Origin of the sequence: Mesomycoplasma bovoculi M165/69, from assembly GCF_000524555.1 — a bacterium.
Taxonomy (GTDB): Bacteria; Bacillota_I; Bacilli_A; order Mycoplasmatales; family Metamycoplasmataceae; genus Mesomycoplasma; species Mesomycoplasma bovoculi.
The window spans coordinates 638,054-663,199 of the sequence record NZ_CP007154.1 but is presented as its reverse complement, the minus strand read 5'-3'; the positions used below and the strand labels follow the sequence as shown (position 1 = coordinate 663,199).

The 25,146-nt window shown below is 26.9% G+C and carries 22 protein-coding genes and 1 pseudogene; 10 read left to right on the top strand and 13 right to left on the bottom strand.

The window, feature by feature from the left end; translation table 4 throughout:
• The first annotated feature begins 60 nt into the window (after positions 1-60).
• Both MYB_RS02680 and MYB_RS02675 read left to right on the top strand, forming a co-directional pair.
• Positions 61-2,712, top strand: coding sequence for an Mbov_0397 family ICE element conjugal transfer ATPase (locus MYB_RS02680; protein WP_022935112.1), 2,652 nt, complete (start codon positions 61-63; stop codon positions 2,710-2,712).
• On the top strand, positions 2,705-6,217 hold the full coding sequence (locus MYB_RS02675) for an Mbov_0399 family ICE element protein (protein ID WP_025279649.1): 3,513 nt from the start codon (positions 2,705-2,707) through the stop codon (positions 6,215-6,217). Before MYB_RS02680 ends, MYB_RS02675 begins: the two co-directional genes overlap by 8 nt.
• Before the next feature lies 1 nt (position 6,218).
• Here MYB_RS02675 and nusG read toward each other — a convergent pair whose 3' ends face one another.
• The 6 genes from nusG to cysS are packed head-to-tail and all read right to left on the bottom strand — an operon-like array spanning position 6,219 to position 9,722.
• Positions 6,219-6,794: a transcription termination/antitermination protein NusG gene (nusG, locus tag MYB_RS02670; protein ID WP_025279648.1), complete on the bottom strand. Its 576-nt coding sequence runs from the start codon at positions 6,792-6,794 to the stop codon at positions 6,219-6,221.
• A gap of 6 nt (positions 6,795-6,800) precedes the next feature.
• On the bottom strand, positions 6,801-7,058 hold the full coding sequence (secE, locus tag MYB_RS02665; RefSeq protein ID WP_022935115.1) for a preprotein translocase subunit SecE: 258 nt from the start codon (positions 7,056-7,058) through the stop codon (positions 6,801-6,803).
• Positions 7,058-7,198: a 50S ribosomal protein L33 gene (gene rpmG / locus MYB_RS03170; RefSeq protein ID WP_084626659.1), complete on the bottom strand. Its 141-nt coding sequence runs from the start codon at positions 7,196-7,198 to the stop codon at positions 7,058-7,060. Before rpmG ends, secE begins: the two co-directional genes overlap by 1 nt.
• A 28-nt stretch (positions 7,199-7,226) precedes the next feature.
• Positions 7,227-7,769, bottom strand: a complete 543-nt coding sequence (locus tag MYB_RS02660; RefSeq protein ID WP_022935116.1) for a sigma-70 family RNA polymerase sigma factor — start codon at positions 7,767-7,769, stop codon at positions 7,227-7,229.
• Between the two features lie 5 nt (positions 7,770-7,774).
• Positions 7,775-8,470 carry a 23S rRNA (guanosine(2251)-2'-O)-methyltransferase RlmB gene (rlmB, locus tag MYB_RS02655; protein ID WP_022935117.1) on the bottom strand — a complete coding sequence of 232 codons (696 nt, stop codon included), beginning with the start codon at positions 8,468-8,470 and terminating at the stop codon, positions 7,775-7,777.
• A 34-nt stretch (positions 8,471-8,504) separates the two neighbouring features.
• The gene (gene cysS, locus MYB_RS02650; protein WP_022935118.1) at positions 8,505-9,722 is read right to left on the bottom strand and encodes a cysteine--tRNA ligase; all 1,218 of its coding nucleotides are present in this window, start codon (positions 9,720-9,722) and stop codon (positions 8,505-8,507) included.
• A 144-nt stretch (positions 9,723-9,866) separates the two neighbouring features.
• Between cysS and MYB_RS02645 the strand changes: the two genes are divergently transcribed.
• The 8 genes and pseudogenes from MYB_RS02645 (at position 9,867) to MYB_RS02610 (ending at position 18,117) form a co-directional block, all read left to right on the top strand.
• The gene (locus tag MYB_RS02645; protein ID WP_022935119.1) at positions 9,867-10,982 is read left to right on the top strand and encodes a J domain-containing protein; all 1,116 of its coding nucleotides are present in this window, start codon (positions 9,867-9,869) and stop codon (positions 10,980-10,982) included.
• A gap of 39 nt (positions 10,983-11,021) precedes the next feature.
• Complete coding sequence (gene cmk, locus MYB_RS02640; RefSeq protein WP_022935120.1) at positions 11,022-11,690, top strand: (d)CMP kinase; 669 nt, start codon at positions 11,022-11,024, stop codon at positions 11,688-11,690.
• Between the two features lies 1 nt (position 11,691).
• Positions 11,692-12,993, top strand: coding sequence for a ribosome biogenesis GTPase Der (gene der, locus MYB_RS02635; RefSeq protein WP_022935121.1), 1,302 nt, complete (start codon positions 11,692-11,694; stop codon positions 12,991-12,993).
• A 97-nt stretch (positions 12,994-13,090) separates the two neighbouring features.
• Complete coding sequence (locus MYB_RS02630) at positions 13,091-13,363, top strand: HU family DNA-binding protein (protein ID WP_022935122.1); 273 nt, start codon at positions 13,091-13,093, stop codon at positions 13,361-13,363.
• Between the two features lie 30 nt (positions 13,364-13,393).
• Positions 13,394-13,618 carry a hypothetical protein gene (locus MYB_RS02625; RefSeq protein ID WP_022935123.1) on the top strand — a complete coding sequence of 75 codons (225 nt, stop codon included), beginning with the start codon at positions 13,394-13,396 and terminating at the stop codon, positions 13,616-13,618.
• A 71-nt stretch (positions 13,619-13,689) separates the two neighbouring features.
• Positions 13,690-15,422: pseudogene (gene lepA / locus MYB_RS02620) on the top strand (translation elongation factor 4).
• Positions 15,423-15,442: 20 nt separating this feature from the next.
• Positions 15,443-16,390 (top strand): MSC_0882 family membrane protein, encoded by a 948-nt coding sequence (locus tag MYB_RS02615; protein ID WP_022935124.1) that lies wholly within the window; start codon positions 15,443-15,445, stop codon positions 16,388-16,390.
• A gap of 53 nt (positions 16,391-16,443) precedes the next feature.
• On the top strand, positions 16,444-18,117 hold the full coding sequence (locus tag MYB_RS02610; protein ID WP_022935125.1) for a hypothetical protein: 1,674 nt from the start codon (positions 16,444-16,446) through the stop codon (positions 18,115-18,117).
• A 67-nt stretch (positions 18,118-18,184) separates the two neighbouring features.
• On the opposite strand, the gene ligA is transcribed toward MYB_RS02610, so the two are convergent.
• From ligA to MYB_RS02575, 7 genes are read right to left on the bottom strand one after another with little or no spacing between them, the layout of a single operon-like run.
• On the bottom strand, positions 18,185-20,224 hold the full coding sequence (gene ligA, locus MYB_RS02605; RefSeq protein WP_022935126.1) for an NAD-dependent DNA ligase LigA: 2,040 nt from the start codon (positions 20,222-20,224) through the stop codon (positions 18,185-18,187).
• Between the two features lie 3 nt (positions 20,225-20,227).
• Positions 20,228-21,193 carry an energy-coupling factor transporter transmembrane component T family protein gene (locus MYB_RS02600; protein ID WP_022935127.1) on the bottom strand — a complete coding sequence of 322 codons (966 nt, stop codon included), beginning with the start codon at positions 21,191-21,193 and terminating at the stop codon, positions 20,228-20,230.
• Positions 21,183-22,148, bottom strand: a complete 966-nt coding sequence (locus MYB_RS02595; RefSeq protein ID WP_022935128.1) for an ATP-binding cassette domain-containing protein — start codon at positions 22,146-22,148, stop codon at positions 21,183-21,185. The genes MYB_RS02600 and MYB_RS02595 overlap by 11 nt, the downstream gene beginning before the upstream one ends.
• Positions 22,124-22,939 (bottom strand): energy-coupling factor transporter ATPase, encoded by an 816-nt coding sequence (locus MYB_RS02590; protein ID WP_022935129.1) that lies wholly within the window; start codon positions 22,937-22,939, stop codon positions 22,124-22,126. Before MYB_RS02590 ends, MYB_RS02595 begins: the two co-directional genes overlap by 25 nt.
• Positions 22,926-23,495 (bottom strand): hypoxanthine phosphoribosyltransferase, encoded by a 570-nt coding sequence (hpt, locus tag MYB_RS02585; protein WP_022935130.1) that lies wholly within the window; start codon positions 23,493-23,495, stop codon positions 22,926-22,928. The genes MYB_RS02590 and hpt overlap by 14 nt, the downstream gene beginning before the upstream one ends.
• A 40-nt stretch (positions 23,496-23,535) precedes the next feature.
• Positions 23,536-24,270, bottom strand: coding sequence for a 16S rRNA (cytidine(1402)-2'-O)-methyltransferase (gene rsmI / locus MYB_RS02580; protein ID WP_022935131.1), 735 nt, complete (start codon positions 24,268-24,270; stop codon positions 23,536-23,538).
• Entirely contained in the window at positions 24,263-25,138 is an 876-nt protein-coding gene (locus tag MYB_RS02575; RefSeq protein WP_158419209.1) for a hypothetical protein, read from the bottom strand. Before MYB_RS02575 ends, rsmI begins: the two co-directional genes overlap by 8 nt.
• Between the last annotated feature and the right edge of the window lie 8 nt (positions 25,139-25,146).

The window sequence follows — 25,146 nt, the reverse complement described above, 5'->3', positions numbered from 1 at the left end:
AAAATAAATAAAAGTACTAATTTAGTAATTTTATGAAATTAAAGGAGAATAAAAATCAATATGAAACTGCAAAATAAACGAATTAAAAATGTACAAATTTATATTTTTAAGCGAATAACACTCTTAGATTTGCCAATTCTACTAGGTTTATTTTTTCTTGCAGCAAGTATTGGTTTTTCTATTGGTGAAAAAGTATCCGTTTTATGAAAAATGCTTTTAACATTTACTATTTTTACAATAACTGGAACACCCCTTATAAAACATTACAAACATTGAAATTTAAAAGGTTATAAAATTTTGTGATATTTTATTCTCTTCCATTCTAGACCAAAAACGTATTCCAAATCTACAAAAACTAATGCAAATACTCAAAATTTAGTTCCTTATATTAAGGTGGAAAAAAAGTTTGTCAAAATTTCGGGAGGTTATATAGCTGGTATAGAACTTAAAGGACAAGATATTTTTAGCATTGGTTCGCAAAAAATTGAACAAATTCTAGAGCAAATGACAATAGCTTTAAATGCTGTAAGCAATAAAGTAACTATTGTTAAAATTGCTCAGCAAAATGATTTAACTAAAAATAAAATATTTTTAGAAAAAAATTTTGATACTTGTTCCAAAAAATTAAATGAAGATTTTTGTAAGAATTATGAACAAGATATTTTAGATTTTGATAGTTATTTACAACATAAATATTTTATTATTATTTATGAAAAAAATATTCAAACCTTAATTCAACAATTTAACTTGCTAAGTTCAAATATTGGAATTTCTGGTTTTAGTGTAAAGCAACTAACAGTTGAAGATTTGTTAAATATTAACAAAAAATGTTTCAATTATTTTGACAAATTAGATGAATCTGAGTATGAAAGTATAAGTCAAGGTGATAATATTTCAAAATATTTATGTCAATCGAAAATTCAGTGGTTTAAAAATCACTTTAAAATAAATGAAAATTTTTTTTCAATTCAAAGCATAAATGAATATCCTTTTAGATTACCTCTAGGTTGGGCAGCACAACTTTTTGGTTCAGATAGCAATGTAATATGACATTTATCAAGACTAACCTCTCATCAAAAAGAAGTTAGTTTTAATAGAGGAGCAAAAAATTTAGAATCAAACCTAAATGAAAATAGAAATATTGTTCTCAAATCCAAAACTTATAATGAACAAATGGCACTTGAGCAAATTGTAGATGTTGCAGGTAGTTCTAGAGAAGAGATTTTTTATTCTACTTTTTTATTTTTAAATTATGCAAGTTCGCTTGAAAAATTAAAAGAAGCAGAAACAGTGAATAAAAATAGTTTAAAAAACATAGGTGCAACTGTAAATACTCTCAAGTATAGACAACTTCAAGCTTTTACTCAACTTTATTTTCGTTTTTCTAATTCATTGCATGAAGAAATCGAAATGCCAGCTAGTAATATTGTTTTTGGAGTACCCTTTATTAGTAGAAGTTTTAATGACAATAATTTTAATGTTATTGCAACCTCAAAAAATGATTATAGTCCTTTATTTTTCGACATTTTTAAGCAAAATCAAGATAGAAAAAATTCAAATACATTTATTTTGGGAACTTCAGGGGCAGGTAAATCGACACTTACTAAAAAATTAATTACATACAATTTGGGAGTTGATAATTCAGTGATTGTGCTAGATCCCCAAAATGAATATTGAAAAATTGCTGATTTTGTTCAAGGTAACACAATTAGCTTTGGAAGTGATTCGTCAACAATTTTTAATCCTTTGCAAATTCAAAAAGTGTTTAGTCCACAAGCTAAACCTATGGATTTGTTAGATTTTAACAATTATGAAACTATAGTTTTTCACTTACAAACTTTAGAAAAATTTTTCGCAATTTTGTTACCTAATTTAAAACATAACATAATTATGTCTATAGTAGAAGTTGTAAACAAACTATATAACCAATTAGGATTTTATCAAATAAAAGAAGATATTACGACACTTGAAAGTGATAAATTTCCAACCATTGATGACTTAATTACTTTGTTTGAAAAATGTAATTTTGACTATTTGACAGCAAGAGACAAATCAATAGCACTCGCCACTTTGATTTATGAATTTAAAAAACCAGGTAAGTTGAGTAAATTATTTAATGGTAAATCTAGTGATTTAGATTTGAGTAAAAATTTAACTATTTTTAATGTTGCCACTTTAATGCACTTAGAAAAACGTGTATATCAAGCAGGTTTTTTTCTAATTTTGTCTTATATTGAAGGACGAATTGCAAGCAACTACCATAAAAATAAAAAAATTCTTCTAGTAGTTGATGAAGCTCATAAATTTATAGATGAAAATAACACAATTGCTTTAGATTTTCTTTTTAAAATAACAAAAACTATTAGGAAATACAACGGAGCAATTATGATAACAACGCAAAATCCTGGAGATTTTGCAATTAGTGGTGAGCAAGCCAGAAAAAGTGAAGCAATTATAGAAAATTGTCAATACTCATTCTTTTTTAATTTAAAAAATAATGATATTGAAAAAGTTGACAAACTTTTTACATCTTCTGGCGGGCTAACTATAGAAGAAAAAAAATTTTTAGCAATTGCCCAAATAGGTGATTTTATTTTTTCAATAAATAGCAATGAACGTTATCTATGTTCTAGTTATTTTAACAATTCAGAAAAACAATTGTTTTTTGACCAAGGAAATAAATTTGAAAAAAAGGAAAATAGCAATGATTAAAAAAATAGGTGTTATAAGCTTGATTTTTATGCCTTTTGTCTTTGTTTCGCAAGCTCCAAATCAAATTGAAAGTTTTGATCCAGATACATTTGAACAAACTTTTGATAAAGAATCAACAGTGACTTTTCAATATGTTTTTCCACAAACATTTGAAAAAAATACTACCTCATTTTCGTATTTGTGAGATTCAGGTGCAGGAGATGTTCAAACTAGAAATTTTGATTCTAATTTTACTCAATTATCGAAGATTCAAGATTGAATTAATCAATATCCAAATTTAAAAGCAAGATTTCAACAACTATATAACAACCAATGTTATAACAATAGAAATTGTCAGAATTGATATTTTTCGGTGATATCAAACATTTATTGAGAAAAATATGTAAAAAATAATACTTTCGAAATACCCGGTACTCATTATTTAGATTTTTTAAATACAGTTGATTTAAGAATCAGGGTTAATGACAATCAAATTTTTGATATGGGTAAAAAATTAAATGAACAAGCAATGGAAAAATTGGGACAAATTCTTCGCGCTCCTAACAATTCTTATTTTAGAATTCAAGACATTAGTTATAAGATTAGTGTTTCTACTAGTGGTAATTATTTTTCAAATTTTTGAGGAACTCTAAGACTAAAATATTTATATCATCACACCGGTTTTCAACCTGATTTAAATTTGAAAAATTTTTTAGAAACTACAAAAACCCGTTTTAATAATGAAGTAGTTTCAAAAAACATTCTAAATATTAATAAAAGAATTGATGTTGAACCTAATCGGGTAATTAGTTTAGATGAACAAATTCAAAAAAGTGTTGAAGTTATCAATGAAAAACTAACTAATTTTAGTAGAGAACTAAATGATGATGTCTATAATTCACGAATAGAGTATATAATTCTAAATAATAAGGATTTAGCTTTTGTTATCAAATTTAACCATCCACAAAATAAAAATAGATACACATATTTACTAAATCCTAAAGTAAAAATTCTTTTTCTCCCATCAGTTTATGAACTTTCACAAGAATTAGAAAAAAGATTAATTTTAACTCCAAGTAAAATTTACAAAGAAGACAATCGGTATGAATTAGTTGATGATGAACCCGAACAAATAGAGGAACCTGAACCTGCAACCCGTAAGGATTCTTATGGTTTTACTTATGGTGGTAAGTGAGAATTTCACAATAGTGTAGATGTGTCTTTTTTTGCAAGTAAGCAAGAAAATGAAATTTTGTACATCAACAACCAGCCCGTTGATGTTCTAGATCAAAATTTCCATTTTAATTTAGAAGATTTGAGATTATCACAAAAAGAAAGTCTTAAAGCTATAAATGAGTACAAAATTGAAATAAAGCAATTTGATAAAAATTCAAATGAGCAAGAAAATGAACAATTATTAGCAGTTTATCAAATTGATCTGGTTATAAAATCAGCTAATTCTGTTTTGGATATTAAATGATTTGCTTGAAATCCTGATAAAAATATTGAACAAAAAAAACTAATAACACCATATTTAACAGATGAAAATGGTGAATTTTTATTAGATTCTTTAGGTAATAGAGTGGATAATCCAGATTTTGATCCACTTTTAGATCCTAAAACAGGAACAAAAAAGGAAATAGTTTGAGTTTCTATTGGTTCTAATTTAGATAATTTACCAATGAGTACTTTTTTTAATCAACTTCCAGATGAAATTAAACAATCTCAAAATAATCAAGAAGCTAATTTTGGCTTTATAGCAGAAGCTAGTGTTAGTGGAAAAGGTGCAATTTTACAAATAAATAATGAAATTAGAAATCAAGATACAAGTAATTTTTATTATTCTATCAATGAAAACAACAAAAAAAATTTTGAATTAAAATCTTTTAATGATAGATTAATTCATCCAATTAAAATTAGTAGCAATGAAAACAACTATTTTTCAACTTCTGGAATTTGGTTGTTTTCATCACAATTTCCTAAAGGAACAACTTCATATAAAATAGTAGCAATTGGCCAGGAAGACAATAAAAAATTATTTAGTAGTGTTTTTGAAAACAAAGCTATAGTTCCTTTTTGGGAATCTGAAGCTGGTACTAGATTAAAACAATATTTGATTAATCGCAAATTTAATTTAAAAACAATTGAACAATTAAGTTATGAAAAAATTTTACTTTATTGAAAAAGTTTTATTAATGAAGAACTTTTTAAAACTTTTTATAAAACCGCACAGGCTAATATCGAACAAGATGTAAATATTTCTGAGATGCTTTCAAATTTTGTTTCACTTAATAATAATAGTGAACCAACCATCTCAAAAGAAAATGCTAAAAAATTATTATCTTTACTTTTAAATGATAATACTCATTTAAAAGATTTAGAATTAACTTTAGCCCAATCTAGTAAAAATAGTGATGGAACTTATAATTTAAAAATAGATATTAGCTCAAAAAATTTAGAAAATAAATTTGAAAATTTAGTAGATCAAGATTCTATTACTATTTTGAATTTTAAGCCAAAAACCTATGAAAATAAAGAAAAAAGAAAAATTGAAATAGATGAACTAGAAAAGCAACTTTCAAAAAATCTAACAACTGAACAGGTATACGAATTGTTAAAAAAATTACCCAATTCAGATAAATTAAACTTTGCATTTGAAAAAGAAAATGAATTAGAAAGTGTTAAATTAATTGTAAAGCCAGAATATGAAAATGATTTTTATGTTTCAAAAAAAGAATTATTTTGAAAAAATAATAGTTTTAAAAGCAGTGCTTTTAATTTTATAAACATTTTTGAAACTCTTGATTTAAAGCAAATAAACTTAACTGGAATTAGTGATTTTCAACAAGCTAAGGAATTTGTTTTGACAATAATTCAACAAAATTGGAATAATTCAAATTGAAAATATGGCAAAGACTGAGAAATTGTAGATTTTGACAATATATTGCTAAAAGCTATAAAAAATATTGAAAAATTTGACAAACCGCCACATCAAATTTATCTATTAAAACTTAGAGTTTTAGAAAATTTGAATACTCAAATTTATGGAAGTCAAAATATAGAATTAGTAAATATTGTTGGTAGTTTGGACGTTCCAAAAATATCAAATTTATCAAGTATTAAACTAGATAATATAAAAATTAATACCAAAAATAATCCAAACTTTGAGATAGAACTAAAAAACAAAATTAATTCTGAACTTTTAAAAAATAATTTAGATTTAGAAAATTTTGTTCAACTTTCAAATTTTGATGAGGTTATAAATAATTTTAAAAATAATCCAAACTTAGAATTTCAAAATTTAAAAATTGATCCTTTAACCTTTCAACTTTCAGGAAATAATGAAATAAAAATTATTAACAAAGATTTTAATGTTGTAAAAAATAATGAAGATGAACCAAAAAATATTTTTCAAAATAAAAAAACCTATTATTGATTAATACCTGTAATAATTTTTTCAACAATAGGTTTAGGTTTTTTAATTTTTTGACTTTACAATAAATTTATAATTAAATTTAAAAAGTAAATTAATTTACATTTATTTTTTCTAAAGCCGCAACTGGAAAATCAACTTCAGCACTACGTCCAAAAATGTTGTCCAAGCGAACACGGGCAACAGTTTTGTTGTTCTCTATTTTGATAACTTGTCCAATATCATCTTTAAATGGACCACTAATAACTTTAACATAATCATCAACTTCAAATTCTAAAGAAATTCCATTAGTTTCTTTGAATTGTTTTAATTTTTTGATTCAATTTTCTTTCATTTTTTCATATTGTCTATCTGAAATTGGTGTAGGTTTTGCACCTTTGCCATGTGAACCAATCAAACCTGTGATGTATTGTGTGTTTCTAACAACGTATCAAGCCTGATCCACCATTTGCATTTTGATAAAGAAGTAACCTTTAAATAAGTTTACTTCTTTAATTTTAGTTTCATCTGAATTAGGTGATTTTGGTACCAATTGAGGTACATCAAATTTGATAATTTCTTCAAAATATTCTTGTAAATTTTCATTTTTAATTCTATGTTTTAGCAATGAAATCGCTGTATCTTCTTTACCAGAAATGGTAGAAATCATATATCAATGTGGTTTACTCATAAAATCCTAGTTTACTCCAACTCCTGTGTGGTTTCATAATAGTGCAGCAGCAATTGAAATACCAAAAAATATTAGCATTAACACAATAGAAAAAATTAATACTTTAGAAAAACTTTTAAATGTATATGAACCATCAGGTCACTTCACTCTTTTCATTTCTTTAAAAAATAAACGAAAAAAATAACGTTTAGTTTTTTTAGGTTTTTGAGTTTCTAAAACTTGAATATTTTCTTGTTGACTAACTTCTTTGTCTATAGTTTCCATTATTTTTCCTCCTTGTGTAATCTTTTAGCATTACATTTGGAACAAAATTTTTGTAACACCAATCGCTCGCTTATTGATTTGTTTGTAGAGTAATTTCTTGAATTACAAACACTACAACTCAATAAAATTTTCTTTTTCATTTTACAAAATTTTAGCAAAAATTATTATTTAAAGAATGTATTCATTAATTTTTTCTTTAAATTTTTTAATTATTTGATTAATTTTTTGCGAAGTGACTCCTGTTATTTTTGCAATTTCCTTAGTTGGCTTGTTTTGGATAAAGGATAAAGTAAAGATTTCTGATTCAAGTGAATCTAAATCTTTAGTCAATCTATACATAATATCTTTTAATTCATATTCATCATCAAAATCATTGACAGAAAGAGATTCAGCAACAAATTCTTCATCTAAAGGAGCTGCTAAATTTAAAATTTGATTATTTTTGTTTGTAAAACTTGTGCAATAACCCATCATTTGTAGTCTAATATTAAAAACTAAAAAATTTGATATAGGAATGCCATAGCTAGGGTCAAATTTTTCAACTAAATCCGCAATATAATTAATAGCATGATTAAATAAATCTTCTCAAGTTAAAGGCACATATGGAAATTTTCTAATCACTTCTTTAGCGCAGGCCATAATTAAATTTTCATATGAAAGAAATGTGTAAATAAGTTCTTTATTATTCCTATGTTTATCATTTTTTATCATTTTTGTTATTTTTCCTTTATACGATTATTAAAATTAAACAAAATAATTCCAGTTGCAACTGAAACATTTAGTGATTGAACAGTTCCTTGCATCGGGATGTAAATTAATTCATCAGCTTGATTTAACAAAGTTTTACTAATGCCTTTAGATTCGTTTCCTACAATAATAGCTGCTGGTAAATTAGGATTTCAATCATAAATTGAATTACTTTTTTCATCTAAGGCGGATGCGTAAATCCAAAAACCTTGTTTTTTCAAAGTTGTAATTGTTGCCGATAAAGATGAGACTACAATAAATTTAAGTCCAACAAAACCTCCTGATGAAATTTTTAAGGTAACTTCAGAAATACTAGCAGCTCTATCTTTGGGCAAAATTATATGTTTTAAACCTGCAGCATTCGCAGTACGCAAAATTGCTCCTAAATTTTGTTGATCTTGAAGATGATCTAAAATTAAAACAGTTTTAGGATTATCCTTAGCAATGACATCTAAAGGAAAAAATTTAGCATTTTCTAAAATCCCGACAAAACCTTGATGATTAGCTTTAGTTAGCGAATTTAAAAACTCTGTAGTTACTAGTTCTATTTTTTGATTGGCAAAAAATCTAATATCACTTTTTCTGCTAATATAAATCACTTTAAAAACTAAGTGATTTTCTATTGCATCTAGTATAGAATTTTTGCCACAAACATATTTAAACATATTTAACTCCATTTACTTAAAACAGTGGATTTTTTTATGAAAAAATAAATTTTTTTCATAGTTTTTCACGTAATTTATCACTATTTTCATAGTCACCTTTTTCATAAAACTCCTTTCACATTTGATAATCAAGTTTATCTTGTTCACTTAATGAGCGAGTGGCGAATTTAAAGCCAAGTTTTTTAAAAACAACAGCTAAAGAACCATGATCTTTTTGTCGTAATGCTTTCGAAATTAAAGAATTTCCAATTGAAAAATTTAAATAAGCAAAATTTTTCAAAATTTCTTTTACAACTTCATCATTAGGTTTTAGATTTTGTGTCAAAAAATTATAAAAACTGATTTTATAGTTTTTTATAACTTTTTTATTATTCTCTAAGACATCATCTTTAATATCAACAGGAGATTGAAAACTAGATGACAAAAAGAAATTTCTTAAAACATCAGGGTCATGCTTTTGAGCAAAATCTTTTGCTAAAATAAAATTACCAAGAGATTTAGACATTTTTTGTCCATTTTTTGTTAAACTACCAACCCTTAATCAATGTTTTGTAATTTCTTTAGAAAATAAAGCATAATGTTGTGCATTTTCATTTTCATGATGTGGAAAAATAAGGTCTACACCACCGCCATGAATATCAATAGAGTCTCCAAAGTAGCTTCAAATCATAGCACAACATTCAGTGTGTCATCCCGGTCTCCCTTTGCCAAAAGGAGAATCATATGCGACTCCTATTTTTGTTTTTTTTCAAAGAACAAAATCTTTGTCTTGTGCCTCTTTAGATAGTAATTTTGAAAGATTTTGTCCTGAAACTGTTCCGTAATTTGGAAGTTTATCTATAGAAAACATCAAGTCTCCATCTCTATTTTCATAGGTAAAGCCTTGTTTTTTTAAAAGAGAAATATAGTCAATAATCTCATTTAATTTCTCGGTAACTTTTCAAATTTTTGTAGGATATGAAATATTGTATATTTTCAAAACTTCTAAGTAATTTTGAAAATAAAAGTTAGCAACATCTTCTTCATTTTGCTTTGTTTTTATAGCTTTTTGAATAATTTTGTCATCAATATCTGTGATATTCAACAAAAAATTTATATTCTTACCTAAAAATTTTCACACTGATGTTAGAACATCAAAAATGATCATAGGTCTCAAATTGCCTATGTGCACATGGTCATAAACAGTTGGCCCACAAACATAAATATTTAAAGTTTCTTTACTAGAATCTAATAATGATTTTATTTGCTTCATTTTGTATTATTATATAAAAAACAAGAAAAATCAAAATTAATTCATTTTTATTGCATTATCTTCTTTTTTAATTTATATTTTTTTCAATTAAAATATAAATTTTTAGCACTTATATAATATTTGTGCTAAAATTAAACAACTATTATGAGTAAAAGAGATTATTATCAAGTTTTAGGTGTTTCTAAAACAGCAGATATTAGTGAAATTAAAAAAGCATATCGTGTTTTAGTCAACAAATATCACCCAGATAAAAATAATGACAAGTCAGAAAGCGAAAAGAAAGTTGTTGAACAACAATTTAAAGAAGTTCAAGAAGCATATGAAATTCTTTCTGATTCAGAAAAAAGAAGTCAATATGACCAATATGGACATCAAGCTTTTGAACAAGGATTTGGTCAAGGTTATAGTCAAGGATTTGGTGGATTTTCTGACATTTTCTCTGACATTTTTTCAGGTTTTGGATTTGGTTCTTCACGTTCAAGACAAAACTATCCAACTCAAGGAGATGATCTAAGCGCTTCTATTAAAATTGATTTTGTTGATTCAATTTTAGGGACAAGTTTTAGTCAAAAATTTAACAAATATGAAAAATGTGGTCATTGTGATGGAACTGGTGCTGATTCTCCAAATGACATTCAAGTTTGTGGTCAATGTGCCGGTTCAGGTTCTGTAGTAGAAAATGTATCTATTCCAGGGTTTGGGCGTGTTCAAAACAAAAGTGTATGTCGTCGTTGTAGTGGTCGAGGTAAGGTGATTGCTCATAAATGTAGAACTTGTTCAGGGCAAACCTTTGTAAAAACTATTAAAGAAATGAATATAGAGATTCCTGCTGGAATTAAAGATGGTACAAAAATTCGTTTATCAGGTTTTGGTGAACCAGGTTCAAATGGTGGAGAAAATGGTGATCTTTACATTTTAATTCGTGTTAAAGAACACAAATATTATACTCGGGCAAACAATGATATACATATCAACTTACCAGTTTCAGTTATCGATGTGATTTCTGAAAATGTTGTAGAAGTGCCTAGTCCAACCGGGATGAAAAATTTAAAACTTCGTGATTCAAGTAGATCAGGTGATATTTTAACTATCACAGGTGCAGGTGCACCAGATCCTAGAAATCCAAGAATTGTTGGTGATTTAAAAGTTCATCTTGCATTTTATGTACCAGAATTTAACAATAAACAAAAAGCTAAATTACAAGAAATATTTAGTGAAGTAAATGATAAAGTAAAAAGTAAATGGCTTAAAGATTTCTAGTATAATATATTAAAAATAGTAAATTATACAAGGAGCTAGATGACTAAAAAAATTAATATTGCAATTGATGGACCTTCAGGAGCCGGCAAGTCCACAATTGCTAAAACAATAGCAAATAAATTTAATTATTTATTTATTAATACTGGTTCTTTGTATCGAGCAATTGCTTATTATTTAAATAGTCAGAAAATTAATCTTTATAATGAAGGTTTAGTGTGCTCCAAATGATCAAATAACAAATTGGATCTTAAAATTAGTGGTGAAATTTTAATAGAAGGTGTAAATGTTACACCTTTTTTAAGAGATGATTCTATTTCACAAAAATCATCAATTATTGCAAAATATAGTAAAATTCGCAATGATATTAATGAAATTTTAAAAAATTTCCAAACAATGAACAAGGGTGTAATTATGGAAGGGCGTGATACTACTTACAACATTATGCCAAATGCTGAATTAAAAATTTTTTTATGAGCAGATTCTAAAACAAGAGCCATGCGTCGAGTTAAACAAAATGAAGAATTAAGTTTAGAAACTAACTTTGAAACAGTTTGGAAAGAACTTGAAAAAAGAGATTACAATGACACTCATCGCAAATTAGACCCCTTGCAAAAAACAGAAGATTCAATTTTTATTGACTCCACCCATTTAAATTTTGACCAAGTTGTTGAACAAATTTCAAAACTAATTAATGCAAAACTAAGTTAAAATGGCTAACACTGTTGCACTTATTGGTAAACCAAATGTTGGTAAATCAACACTTTTTAACAAAATAATTGGTCAAAAAATATCCATCACAGATGCTACTCCAGGTGTAACTCGTGATCGGATTTATGGAAAAGCAACTTGAGCTGGCAAGTTTTTTAATTTAATTGATACAGGTGGAATAGAATTAGAGAATCGTAGTTTTCAAGATTTGATTCAAATTCAAGCTAAAGTTGCAATTGAAGAAGCTGATGTTATAATCTTTTTACTCGATGGTCGAGCAGAAATTGATGCTGATGATTTTTTTGTTGTTGATTTATTGCGAAAATCAAACAAAAAAGTGATTTTAGCAGCAAACAAATTAGAAAGTAATCAAAACTTTGATACTAGTATTTATGGTTTGGGTTTTGACACAATTTTTCCAATTTCTGCAATTCATGGGAGTGGAATTGGAAATTTGCTTGATGAAGTTTTAAACAATTTGGATTTTAGCAAAAAAATTGATAGTGATGCTATTAAACTCTCCATTATTGGTCGTCCAAATGCAGGAAAATCAACACTTTTAAACAAACTTACTAAATCAAACCGAGCTATTGTTTCAGAAATTGCAGGGACTACCCGAGATGCAATTAAAGCTGAGTGAAAAATTGGTGATATTAATTTTGAAATTATAGATACTGCTGGAATTATTAAAAAAAGTAGAATTGCAGATTCTATTGATTTTTATGCACTTTTGCGTGCTTTTAAAGCTCTCGATGAAGCTGATATTACTTTAGTTTTAATTGATGCCACTCAAGATTTATCACACTTTGATTCAAGAGTTTGCGGATTTGCTTTTGAAAAGCAAAAACCTATAATTTTAGTAATTAATAAATGAGATTTAATTGAAAAAGAAACTCAAACTCAAGTTGAATTTGTTAAAAAAATTCAAAAAAATTATAAATTTATTGAATGAGCACCAATTGTTTTCATTTCTGGGAAAACTGGTGAAAAAGTGCATAAATTAGAACAAAAAATAGTTGAAGTTGTCCAAAATTTGAATAAAAAAATTCCTACTAGTTCTGTTAATCGCTTTTTACTTGAAATTTTAACTATGCAACCACCTAGATCGGTTGCTGGGCAAAGATTAAATATTTATTTTGGCCAACAAGTAAATGGAAAAGTTCCAACTTTTATTTTTAGTGTCAACAATAAAAAACTTATCCACTTTTCATATCAAAGATATATTGAAAACCAACTTCGAAAATATTTTGGTTTTGAAGGTTGTCCTTTAAATATTATCTATAAAAACAAAGAAAAAAATTAAATATCCATTTTATTTATTTTGAAAAATATTGCTTAAAAAAAATAAAAACACATTAAAATAAAGTAAAATTAATAAATTAAACAAAAAAGGAATTATTATGAATAAAAAAGAACTTATTGAAGCTATTAGTGAAAGAACTTCATTAAAATCTAAAGATATTGATCTAGTTTTAACAGAATTTTTTGCTATAACTACTGAAGTAGTAAAAAAAGAAGAAAAATTAGTTATTAATTCTTTTGGAACATTTCAAGGAATTCACAAAGATGCAAGTGAATCAATTAATCCTTTAACTCAAAACAAAATTGTTGTTCCAGCTAAAACAGTTTTTAAATTTAAACCTTCTAAAGCTTTAAAAGATAAAGTGGCTTAATTGAACTTAGCCTTTTCTAGAAAGGTGAATATGAAGAAAAAACAAAAAGTTGTTGAAAAACCAATCTACACTAGCGAAGCTGATGTAATTTATGCAAATATGGCTAAGTATAAAATTCGTCAAAACAAGCGTGGTTTCAAATTTGCTGTTACTGCTTTAATTGCATCAATTGCTTTGGCTTTATTGTTAATTATAGCAGTGTTAATATTTTATTTTGGTGGAACTCAAACCAATATTTTTACCTTGCTTAGATAGTTTCTAAAATGGACATTAAAAAAATTCGCAATTTTGCAATTATTGCTCATATCGACCATGGGAAATCAACATTAGCTGATCGAATTTTAGAGTTTACCAACACAATTTCGAAGCGAGATTTAAAAGAACAACACCTTGATTCAATGGACCTTGAAAAAGAACGTGGGATTACCATTAAATTAAATGCAGTTCAAATTGAATATCAAGATTACATTTTTCACTTAATTGATACTCCAGGCCATGTAGATTTTACTTATGAGGTTTCAAGGTCTCTTGCAGCTACAGAAGGTGTGCTTCTTTTAGTTGATGCTACTCAAGGAATTCAGGCTCAAACACTTGCAAATGTTTATTTAGCGCTTGAAAATAATTTGGAAATCATACCTATTATTAACAAAATTGATTTACCATCAGCTGATGTAGAAGCAGTAAAAGCTGAAATTGAAAATGTTATTGGTTTGCCAACTGACAATGCAGTGTTAATTTCTGCTAAAAATGGAATAAATATTGACAAAGTTTTAGATGCTATTGTTAATAATATTCCATCACCAAAAGATAATTCTAATGAACCTTTGCAAGCTTTAGTGTTTGATTCATACTTTGATATTTATCGTGGTGTAATTATTTTTGTTAGAATTGTTTCTGGGCAAATTAAAGTAGGTGACCACTTTAAATTTATGTCTAATAACAACCGGTTTCATGTTATTGAACTTGGAATTCGAAGACCTGATGAGGTTAAAAAAGATTCTTTACAAACCGGTGAAGTGGGTTGAATTGCCGCATCTATTCGAAATGCCAAGGATGTGGCAGTTGGTGATACAATAACTTTAGTGGATAATCCAGCAATTAATCCATTACCTGGTTACAAAAAAATGGTTCCAGTTATGTATGCCGGTTTTTATCCAACAGACTCACAAGATTACAATTTATTAAAAGATTCATTAGAAAAAATAGCTTTATCTGATTCATCGATCATTTACCAACCAGATTCATCTAAAGCATTAGGGTTTGGGTTTAGAATTGGTTTTTTAGGTTTATTGCATATGGAAATTTTGCAAGAAAGACTTGAACGTGAGTTTAATCTTTCTGTAATTGCAACAGCTCCCTCTGTTGAATTCATTGTTCAAAAAACCAATGGTGAATCTGTGAAGATTTCTAATCCATCTTCTTTCCCAGATCCTTCTACAATTGAATCAATTTCCGAACCATTTATTCAAGCAACTATTTTGGTTCCAGATGAATATTTAGGAACTATTATGGGACTTTGTCAAGACAAACGTGGAATTTACCAAAATTTAGAATACATTGACAATAAAAGAAGAAAAGTTGTTTATCTAATGCCACTTTGTGAAGTCATTTTTGATTTTTTTGACAAACTAAAATCACTTTCTAAAGGCTATGGTTCTTTCGAATATGAAATAGTAGATTATCAAGTTTCAAAATTAGTAAAATTAGACATTTTACTAAATGGACAAAAAATTGATGCACTATCGATGATTGTCCACAAAGATTTTGCTTATCCAAAAGCTCGAGACTTAACTGAACGACTCAAGGAAATTATTCCACGACATTCATTTGAAGTTCCGGTTCAAGCTGTTATTGGTTCTAAGGTTATTGCTCGTGAGACTATCAAAGCTTATCGAAAAGATGTTACAGCAAAACTTTATGGTGGTGATGTTACAAGACGAAAAAACTTTTGGAAAAACAAAAAGCTGGTAAAAAGCGAATGAAATCATTTGGTGTGGTAGAAGTGCCACAAGAAGCTTTTTTGGCAATTTTAAAAACCAACTTTGATGATAACAAATAAAAAATTATAAGGAGTTTTATATGGGTTTATTTTCTAGAAAAAACAAAAACAAACAACAAAATTTAAGCCAAATGGCACCTAATCCAAATTTTCCACAACCTCCATACCCACAACAAGGAGGTTATCCATACCCAAACATGCAACAACCACCATATCCACAACAAAATTTTGGACAATCTTTTGAAAAAGAGCATTTTGATTACATTCAATTGGAACAAAACCCACAAGACCTAGCCAATGAAGCTAGAAAAGAATTTGTTAATAAAGAAGTTCGTAAAATTTTTGGGCGTGAAACATTTTTCTTACCTTTTAAAGCTACAATTTTTATTTTGCTTATTTTAGTTATAGCTATTTTTACAATATTATGAAGGTTTGAACAACTTCAAAAAATACCAACATTTAAAGGTTGAATTTACAAGTCAAATTATGATGCTCTTATGGCTTTGCCTGCTTTTGCTTGCCTTGTGTTTATCTTCTTCATGGCAAAGGCATTTCAAGAATACTCTGCGATTAAAAAAAATATTATGCTTTTCCGTAGTCAACTTGAAACATCTAATCAAGTTTTACAAATGCCACCAATGATTCCTTGACTTGTTAAAAAAGTTAATTTAAAAGAAGTAAATGCAATGTGAATGACCGGTATTTCTTTAATTATTTCTATTATCTTAATCAGTTCCTTTGCTGGAATCAAAAATCTTAAACCAGATTGACTCAACAAAGGTTCAAATGAATACATTGCAGCTATCGTGGTAGTCTCAGTTTTTTTTGCTTTATCATTATTTTATGATTTATCACTACGTCGCCGACTCAGTAATATAGAAGCTATTTTTGGAAATGTTTATCACCAACATATTAATATCGAACATGCTCGTCTTAAAAGACATATGATTTGAGCAATTTGCACAATTATTCTAATTTGATTTATTAGAAATAGAATGAAAAAACGTAATTTATTACAAGGAAAATAAAGTAATTTAAGTCATTAGTTATTTAGAAATTTACTCAAGCGCTTGGTTATGGTATGAAAAAAGAAATAGTTTTTTTAACTGCACAAAAATCTACCTGACCCTTGATCAATGCGTTACAAAAATCAAATCCAAAAATTCCTAGTTTAATACCTTATTACAATCAAACTTTTAAATATGATTCTGATTTTTTACCTGTAAAATTAGAATTATCTGATTCAAATGGTTTGAATAGTCAAGCTGAAATTGCATTTCATTTGCAAAACCAAATTAATTTAAACCAACCACTTCCAGACATTATTTTGGCTGATGAGTGAAGTGCAAATATTCTTATAAAAAACAAACTTGCTTTTAATTTTAATAATTCAAATTTAAAAGCAAGTTTGTTTTTGAATCCAATTGTGAAATTATTAAATCCTGAGATAAGCTCAGGTTTTTTTAATTTGCCTTTTAATGTGGCGGACATAAATGCTCCACGAGTAAATTTAGATATTTTGTATTTATTTTTTAAAATTTTAAAAGATGGCGGAGCTCAAATTAGTCCTAAAAACAAAATTTATAATAAAAGCCAAAATAGTTTTAATCCAAATAAAAATGCTATAAAAAATAACATTTTAAATTTTGTGAAACCAGCAAATTCTAAAGTTTTTGAACATATTTTGATTAAAGATAATTTTTTAGAAGTTACTGAAGAGCTAATGTGAATTTGTAATGAATTTATTAAAGGTCTTTTGCCTATTGAAGAAAAAATACACTTATTAAATGATTCTGTTGTTGATTTGAATATTTTTGTGTGAGATTATTCTGAAAAAAATTTAATTAAATTATTTTTATCAAAAACTAAAATTAAAAATAATTGATATAACTATGAAAATCGAGAAAAATTAATTATTTTACTTAAAGAAGTTAAGCAAAATTTTTGTTTTACTATTAAAAATAACGAATATAGCAAAAATATTTGTGCAATAAAATTTTTAAAAACTTATCAAAACCAATGAGGAAATTATGAATTATTGCAATATAGGTCTATTTTTGGTTTAGTTACAGGTGTGGGCTTGCGTTATGCAGTTGATTCATATTTTACTAGAAAATATTTTGCTAGTGAAGGCCAAGATAAAGATAAAATTAGTAATTTTACTAGTTATAAAAACATAGAAACATTAAATCAAACTGTTTTTGAAAGTTGCTCTTTTTTTCAAAAGCCCACCTATTTATTAGGTGGTTCGTCAATAATAGTCGGATTGTCAAAAGATCCACAAGTAAACAAAGCTACAATAAAGTTTTTAAATTGACTTTATACAGGTGAAATTAAAGTAAATAAAATTACAATGTCTACTCAAGAATTTTTAAATAAACATAGTGGTTATTTCATTCCTTTTAACAATATTTTTGAAAAACAAAATCTTAAAAGTAAAAACAAAAAAAGTTTAAAATTATTTGCAAAAATTAAAAAATATGAACAAAATAAAGGCATTTCGAATACAAATGAGTTTTTTGGCACCATTAATTGAGAAACTTATTTAGATTACTTTAATTTGAAAACTGTAATTTCATCTTTAAAATCTTTGCAAAAAATTAATTATTTTTTTAAAAATAATGACAATAAGCCAATTTTGTTGACAAGTGGACATAATAATTTTTACGAATATGAGCTTACCAAATTAATTTATGATTTTTTAGTATCAGAAAATTTAGATTTAAATTTACTTGAAAAAATTAAAGATTATTAAAAAAGACTATATTTTATAGTCTTTTATTTTAGTTCAATTGATTTTAAATTTGTGTGTTTTTATTAAATTATTTAGCCAATTTTTTTTGTGAAATTAATTCCCAAAAAGATTCTTCATCTAATACAATTGTGTTGTTTTTTATAGCTTTTTCAACTTTCGAACCAGCATCTAAACCAGCTAATAGATAAGTTGTTTTTTTAGTTGGATTAGAATGAAATTCTGCTCCTGCTTGTTCAATAATTTGTATAAACTCATCTCGAGTTTTTGAAAGTTTACCTGTAATTGAAAAACTAGCTCAAGCTGGCTCGCTTTTTTTTGTAGGAGTACTAAATTCAAAATTAATTGTTTCAAGGCAATTCAAAAAATCTTGATTTTTTGGATTTATAAAAAAGTTTTGCAATGATTCAATAATAACTGGCCCAAAATCATAGTGATCGATAAGTTTGCTAAAATCAAGATTTCTCAACTCAGTTAGTGAATTAGCATATTGAGTTAAGCTTTTTGAAGCTGTTAAACCTACATTTTTAATTCCAAGTGCAAAAATCAGTCTATAAAAATCAGTTTTTTTTGCATTTGTAATTTCGTTTAAAAATTTAGTCACAGATTTGGCTTGTAATTTAATTTTGTGTTTGGCAAAAATGCTATGCATTTCTTGCATTTTTTGTTCTAAAAAGAAAATATCACAACTATTTTTGACTAATCCAGTTTCAAAAAGTGAATTAAGTCTATTTTCTGCAAGTGTAGCAATATTCATTGCTTGTTTTGAACAAAAATGAACTAATTTTTTCAAAACAATAGCTGGGCAATTTTCATTCACACAAAATTGATCAATACCCGTTGAGCTTTCTTGTAATAAATTCTTACATTTTGGGCAAGTGGTAACTTTAGCAAAATTAGTGACTAAATGTTCGTCAACACTACCAATAATTTGCGGGATAATTTCTCCTGCTTTTTTCACTTTTACCTTTGAATTTATACATATTTTAAGTTTTTCAATAAAAGGATAATTTGGTAAAATTGCAGCGCTGACTGTTGTACCATTTAATTGAATAGGAACTAATTTAGCATTGTAAGTTATTTTTCCAGTTCGTCCAACAGTGACAAAAATATCTAATAGTTCTGTTTCAACAATTTGGTCTTCAAATTTATAGGCAATTGCACTATGTGGAAATTTAGAAGTCTGTCCTAGTTGCTCGTAAATGCTAAAATCATCAATTTTTAAAACAACTCCATCAATGTTGTAGTCTAGTTCATGTCTTTGTTTGCTTAATTCTTTAATAAATCCAAAAGCTTGTGTGATATTTTTAGCTTTTTTACTTATATTATTTGTATAAAAACCAAGCTTTTTTAAAAATGAAAAAGATTCGGAGACTGTTTTTAAATTGTGTTTTTCGGGATTAACAACAGTGTAAATGAAGCATTGTAAAAGTAAAAAATCTTCTTGATTTTTTACTTTACCTGACATAGTTTTACTCAATCTACGTAAAATCCCACTTGCTGCATTTCTTGCATTAGCAAATGTTATATTTGGATTTTGTTCTTTTAAGATTTCAAAACCAGTTTTGCTTAAAAAAACCTCACCACGAACTTCAAGTTCTTTTGAGTAGTCTATTTGTTTGGGAATAAATTTGTCTAAAATTTTAGTTGCATTTTCAGTAATATCTTCACCTGACACTCCATCACCACGAGTGAGCGCTTGAATAAGTTTGCCATTTTTATACAAAAGGGCAATGGATAGTCCATCGATTTTTGGTTCAACATAGCAATGAGCTTCTTTTTCCAAAATGTTTTGAGCTTTATTGATTCATTTTTCAAGTTCTGAAAAATCATAAGCTTTATCAAGCGAGAGCATAGGTTTACTATGCTTTACTTTTTTAAATTGACTATTTAAGCTTGTTGCAACAAGTTTGGTAGGTGAGTTGTTGAGTTCATCTAAAGAAAATAAAAAGTAATATTTATTTTCAAGATCTATTAATTTTTTTAATTCTTTGTCATAAACTAGGTCATCAACAGATGGATTTTGGTCTTCAAAATATTCTTTATTTCATTTAATAATTTGCTTTTGAAGGTCCAAAATTTGTTTTTTTATTTGTTCATTTTTGTCCATAAATTAAATTTTTTGGTTTGTGTAAAGTCAAAATTTCGGCAATTGATCAATAGGGATATTATTAGTTTCCATTAAAGCTGTTAAAACAATTAAAGCAATAAAAATAAAGGCAAATAAATAATCTAATTGGTTAAAAGATAATTTACGATATTTTGTTCTTTTTGAATAAGGATCATATCCTCGAACTTCCATAGCATTTGATAAATCTTCAGCACGTGAAAAAGCAAGAACAAAAAGTGGAATTACTAAAGTAGTCATAGATTTTACTTTGTCGGTGAATTTTCCATTTTTAAAATCAACTCCACGTGATGATTGAGCTTTCATAATTCTGCTAGCTTCAAGTAATAAAGTTGGAATAAAACGAATTGCTATTGAAATAATCATTGCAATGATATGAGTAGGGATAAACAATATTTTTAAAGGTCAAATTAAATCTTCTATTGCTCTAGTTAGTAAAAAAGGTTTTGTAGAATAAGTTAAAATGGTTGTTGAAATAATCATTCCATAAATTCTAATTGCTAGAACTCCAGCTCTCATAATTCCTAAAGTACCAATAGAAAAATTGATATTATTAAATAAATGAGTTGGTTTAACTAAGTATCATGATAAAAAATTTTTTGTTTCTTCTTCATTCAACCCAACTAATTTGACAGGTTTGGCAACATTTGCTCCTTGGGATACTCCTAAAATGGCATCTATATTACTTTTGTCAATGATGAAACCATACAAAATAACCATTACAATAAAAATTATAATAGGCAACTTCATCAACAAAAAAATATGAGCCCATCTTTTTGTAGTTATGTAGAAAAAAACTAATGAAAACCCTAATAAAATAAAGACAGTTAGCAAGTGTGTGGTGACAAAAAATAAAACAGCAAATAAAATATTGAACAAAATTTTTAGCCGAGCATCCATATTGTGGATGATCGTGTCACGAGGCACATACTTGGCAACACTAATTTGCATAATTCTCCTTCAATAAAATATTAAGCTTGGTAATTAATTCATTCAGTGATTTCACTTTACCAACATCATAACCAATTTTTTTTAGTTTTTCAACAAAACTTAATAAATTAGTTGGCAACATTTTATTTTCAAGCAAAAAATCATTATTGCTCAAAATTTCATAGGTATCACCATCATAAATAACTTTACCTTCCTTAAAAAATAATGAACGTTTAGTTCATTGTAAAACATTATCCAAGTCATGAGTTGCTAAAACAATGGTTTTGCCTTGTTTGTGAAGAGCGTCTAGAATTTCAAGCATTTTTACTGTGCCTTCAGGATCTAAACCAGCTGTTGGTTCATCAAAGAAAATAATATCAGGATTCATTGCCAAAATTCCAGCAATTGCAACCCTTCGTTTTTGCCCTCCTGACAAATCGAAAGGTGAACGTTTTAAATATGATTCATCAAGACCAACTAATTTAATCATTTCCTTAGCTTTTTTAATAGCTTCATCTTTTTTGATCCCCATAGAAAGGGCTCCGAAAATAATGTCTTTTTCAATAGTTTGTTCAAAAAGTTGATATTCTGCAAATTGAAAAACTACACCAATTCGACGTCTAACCTCTTTAATTTTTTTGATTTTTCTATTGAAAAATGATGGTTTTTTAACAACTATATGTTGTTCAACAAAAGCTGTTTCTTGAACACTATTAGAAGAGTTTGTTTCTAATTTGCTGAATTTTTTAGTAATTATTTCTTGTTTGTCACGATAAAAATACTCAATTTCACCTTCGTCTGGCAATATTAAAGCATTCATATGCTGAATGAAAGTTGTTTTTCCAGAACCAGTTTGTCCGATAATTGCTATAAATTCACCCTGATTAATTGTAACATTAACGTCATTTAGTGCTTTTAGTTCAATTGGAAGTTTTTTATCAAAAATTTTGACTAAATTTTTTGTTTTAATTGTCATAATTTATTGAGCAATTCCTCCTCATTATATGTAGGATCTATATCATCAAGAGCACTAGATAACTTGTAAATAAAAGGTGAATCAATTTTTGCAATTTCAATAATCTCTTGGTTATTTAAAATAGTTTTAGGATCACCTTGGGCAATTATTTTACCTTTAGCAAATACAATTAATTCATCAGCTAAAATAGCTTCATCCATATTGTGAGTTATAGAAATTAAGGTTTTTGTTTTATCTTTACGCAATTCATCAAGAATTTTAACTACATCAGCTTTTCCTTTTGGGTCAAGCATTGAAGTAATTTCATCAAAAATAATAATTTTAGGATTTAAAGCCAAAATAGATGCAATAGCTACTCGTTGTTTTTGTCCACCAGATAAAAACTGTGGTTCACGAGATAAGTATTTATCCATATTGACTTTTTTTGCTAAATCAATAATAATATCGCGCATTAATTTAGGATCCACATTGTTGTTTTCCAAACTAAATGCAATATCATCTTCAACTGTTGCACCAACAAATTGATTGTCAGGATTTTGAAAAACAATACCAATTTTTTTACGAATAATTGGTAAATTTTCTTTTGTTAATTCAATATCTTCAATAAAAATAGAACCTTTTTGAGGTTTGAAAATTCCAGACAATATCTTGGAAAATGTAGATTTTCCAGAGCCATTGTGGCCCAAAATTGCATAATATTTTCCTTGCTTAATATGAACATTAACACTATCAAGTGCCAACTTATTCATATCATTTAGATAACTAAAACTAACATTGTTAACTTTTATCATTACTGTTTCCTTTTTTAGCATTAGGGTCAAACACAGCTACAAAAGGTCAGTTTCTAAATTTGTCGTCAAAATCTAATCCATATCCAACTAAAAATTGGTTAGGCACTTCAATTCCATAATAGTCAATTTGAATATCATGCTTGCGTTCAACTTTTTTGTTAAATAAAGGAATTAGTTTTAAACTTTTAGGTTTTTTAAGCAATAAGTGATCTCTTATTTTAGCTAGTGTAATTCCAGAATCTAAGATGTCATCAAGTAAAATAACATCTTTTCCTTTGATATCTGTGTCAATATCTGTAATAATTTTTAAACTTCCAGAAGATTGAGAACCACCAAAGTAAGATTTTGCAATTATGAAGTCAATATTTACATCTATTTTGTTAATGTGTTTAATTAACTCCATCAAGAATACTGCTGCACCTTTTAAAACACCAATAATTACAATTTCATCACTGTTTTCATAGGTTGTTTCAATTCATTTTGCAATTTCTGCAATTCGAGATTCAATCTCTTCTTTTTTGAATAATATTTTTTGAATTCTATAATCTTTTTCCACGTTTTTACTCCCAAATAATCTATAAAAATTTTATACTATTTTACATTGTTTTGTTTGTTTTGGAGTAATTTTGATATTTATTGATTTTTATTTTGCTTTTTATTTTGCTTGGTTTACACAAAATTATTGTATATTCGCCCTTAAAGCTAGAACCAATTTGGTCAAGAATTTGTTTAGCTGAACCCAAAAAATATTTTTGGAATTTTTTGGTTAATTCTTTAACTAAAAAAACTTTTAACTCATCTTTGTAAACAAAATCAATTTGCTTTAAAACTTCTAATAATTTATGAGGACTAACAAAAAAAATATAGCTATTATCATACTCTAAATTAGCAATTTGATTTTGAATTTTTGATACTCGAGAATCAAAAAAACCTTTAAAAACAAAGGGAATTGGAAATCCTGATAGTACAAAAGCATTGATGATCGCACTACCACCACCAATAGCATCCACTTCGATATTATTGTTGTGGCATCAATTAACTAAAATATGTCCAGGATCTGAAATTAAAGGCATTCCAGCATCACTAATAATTGAAATATTTTTGTCTAAATTGAGTCATTGTTCTATTTTTTCAAGCATTTTAGTTTCATTAAATTTGTGATATGAAACTAAATTAGCATTGTCAATTTGATAAAAATTTAATAAAATTGATGAGTTTCTTGTATCTTCACACAAAATAATGTCAGAATTTTTGAGAGTCTCAATGGCTCGTAAAGACATATCTTGTAAGTTTCCAATTGGAGTGGCTACTAAAGTAATTTTTTTATTCATAAAATTTGTCAATAATTTTGCTTAAGCGAACTAAAAAATTTTGTTTTTGAATTTGAAAATTTTCATTTGTGCCAAGTGATAGTTGTAATTTGTCAATGGTTTTTATAATTTCAAGACTCATTTGTTGATAATTGTTGCTTTTTTTAATTTTGTATAAAACTTTTTTGGTACTTAATGGAAGTCTATTAAACACGCCAGTTGCAAGAGACAGGAAAAAATAAACTAAAAAATAAAGCGCAATATTAGCATTATCCTTTGTAATTATTTTGTCTAAATTCAAAATTAAAGAAGCATTTTTTTTACCTATTTGAGTTAGTGAAGTTTCAATTTGTTCTAAAATTTGATCATTAAAATTTTCTAAAAATTTTTGAGCTTGACTACTATTTGAAAATATTCAACTAAAAAACAGATTATAATCACTAGGTCTTAAAATATCCAGACTTTGTTTGAGATCATCCTTGTCTTCAAACGTATTAAAGTAAAAAATTTGACTTCTAGAACGAATTGTAGATAAGGTTTTCCATTCACTTTTGGCGCTAAAAATAAACTTAATTCCTTTTGGTGGCTCTTCAATAATTTTTAAAAAAGAATTGGTTAATGATGGATGAGCTAAATCGATGTTTTTGATAATAACAAAGTGAAATTTAGATTTACCAAGATTTGTGAAATATAATTTATTAACTCACTCAACAAAATCATTTCGTGTCACTTTTTCACTAGCAAGATCAAATGTATCAATAGTGTATTTTTCTGGTAAATTCAGAAGTAAATAATCAATAGCTTCAGATGTTAAGTTTTCTTGATAACTAATTAATAGTAATAAATGAAAAATTTGTTCATTTGATCGGATATTTTTAACAAAATGCATTCAATTTT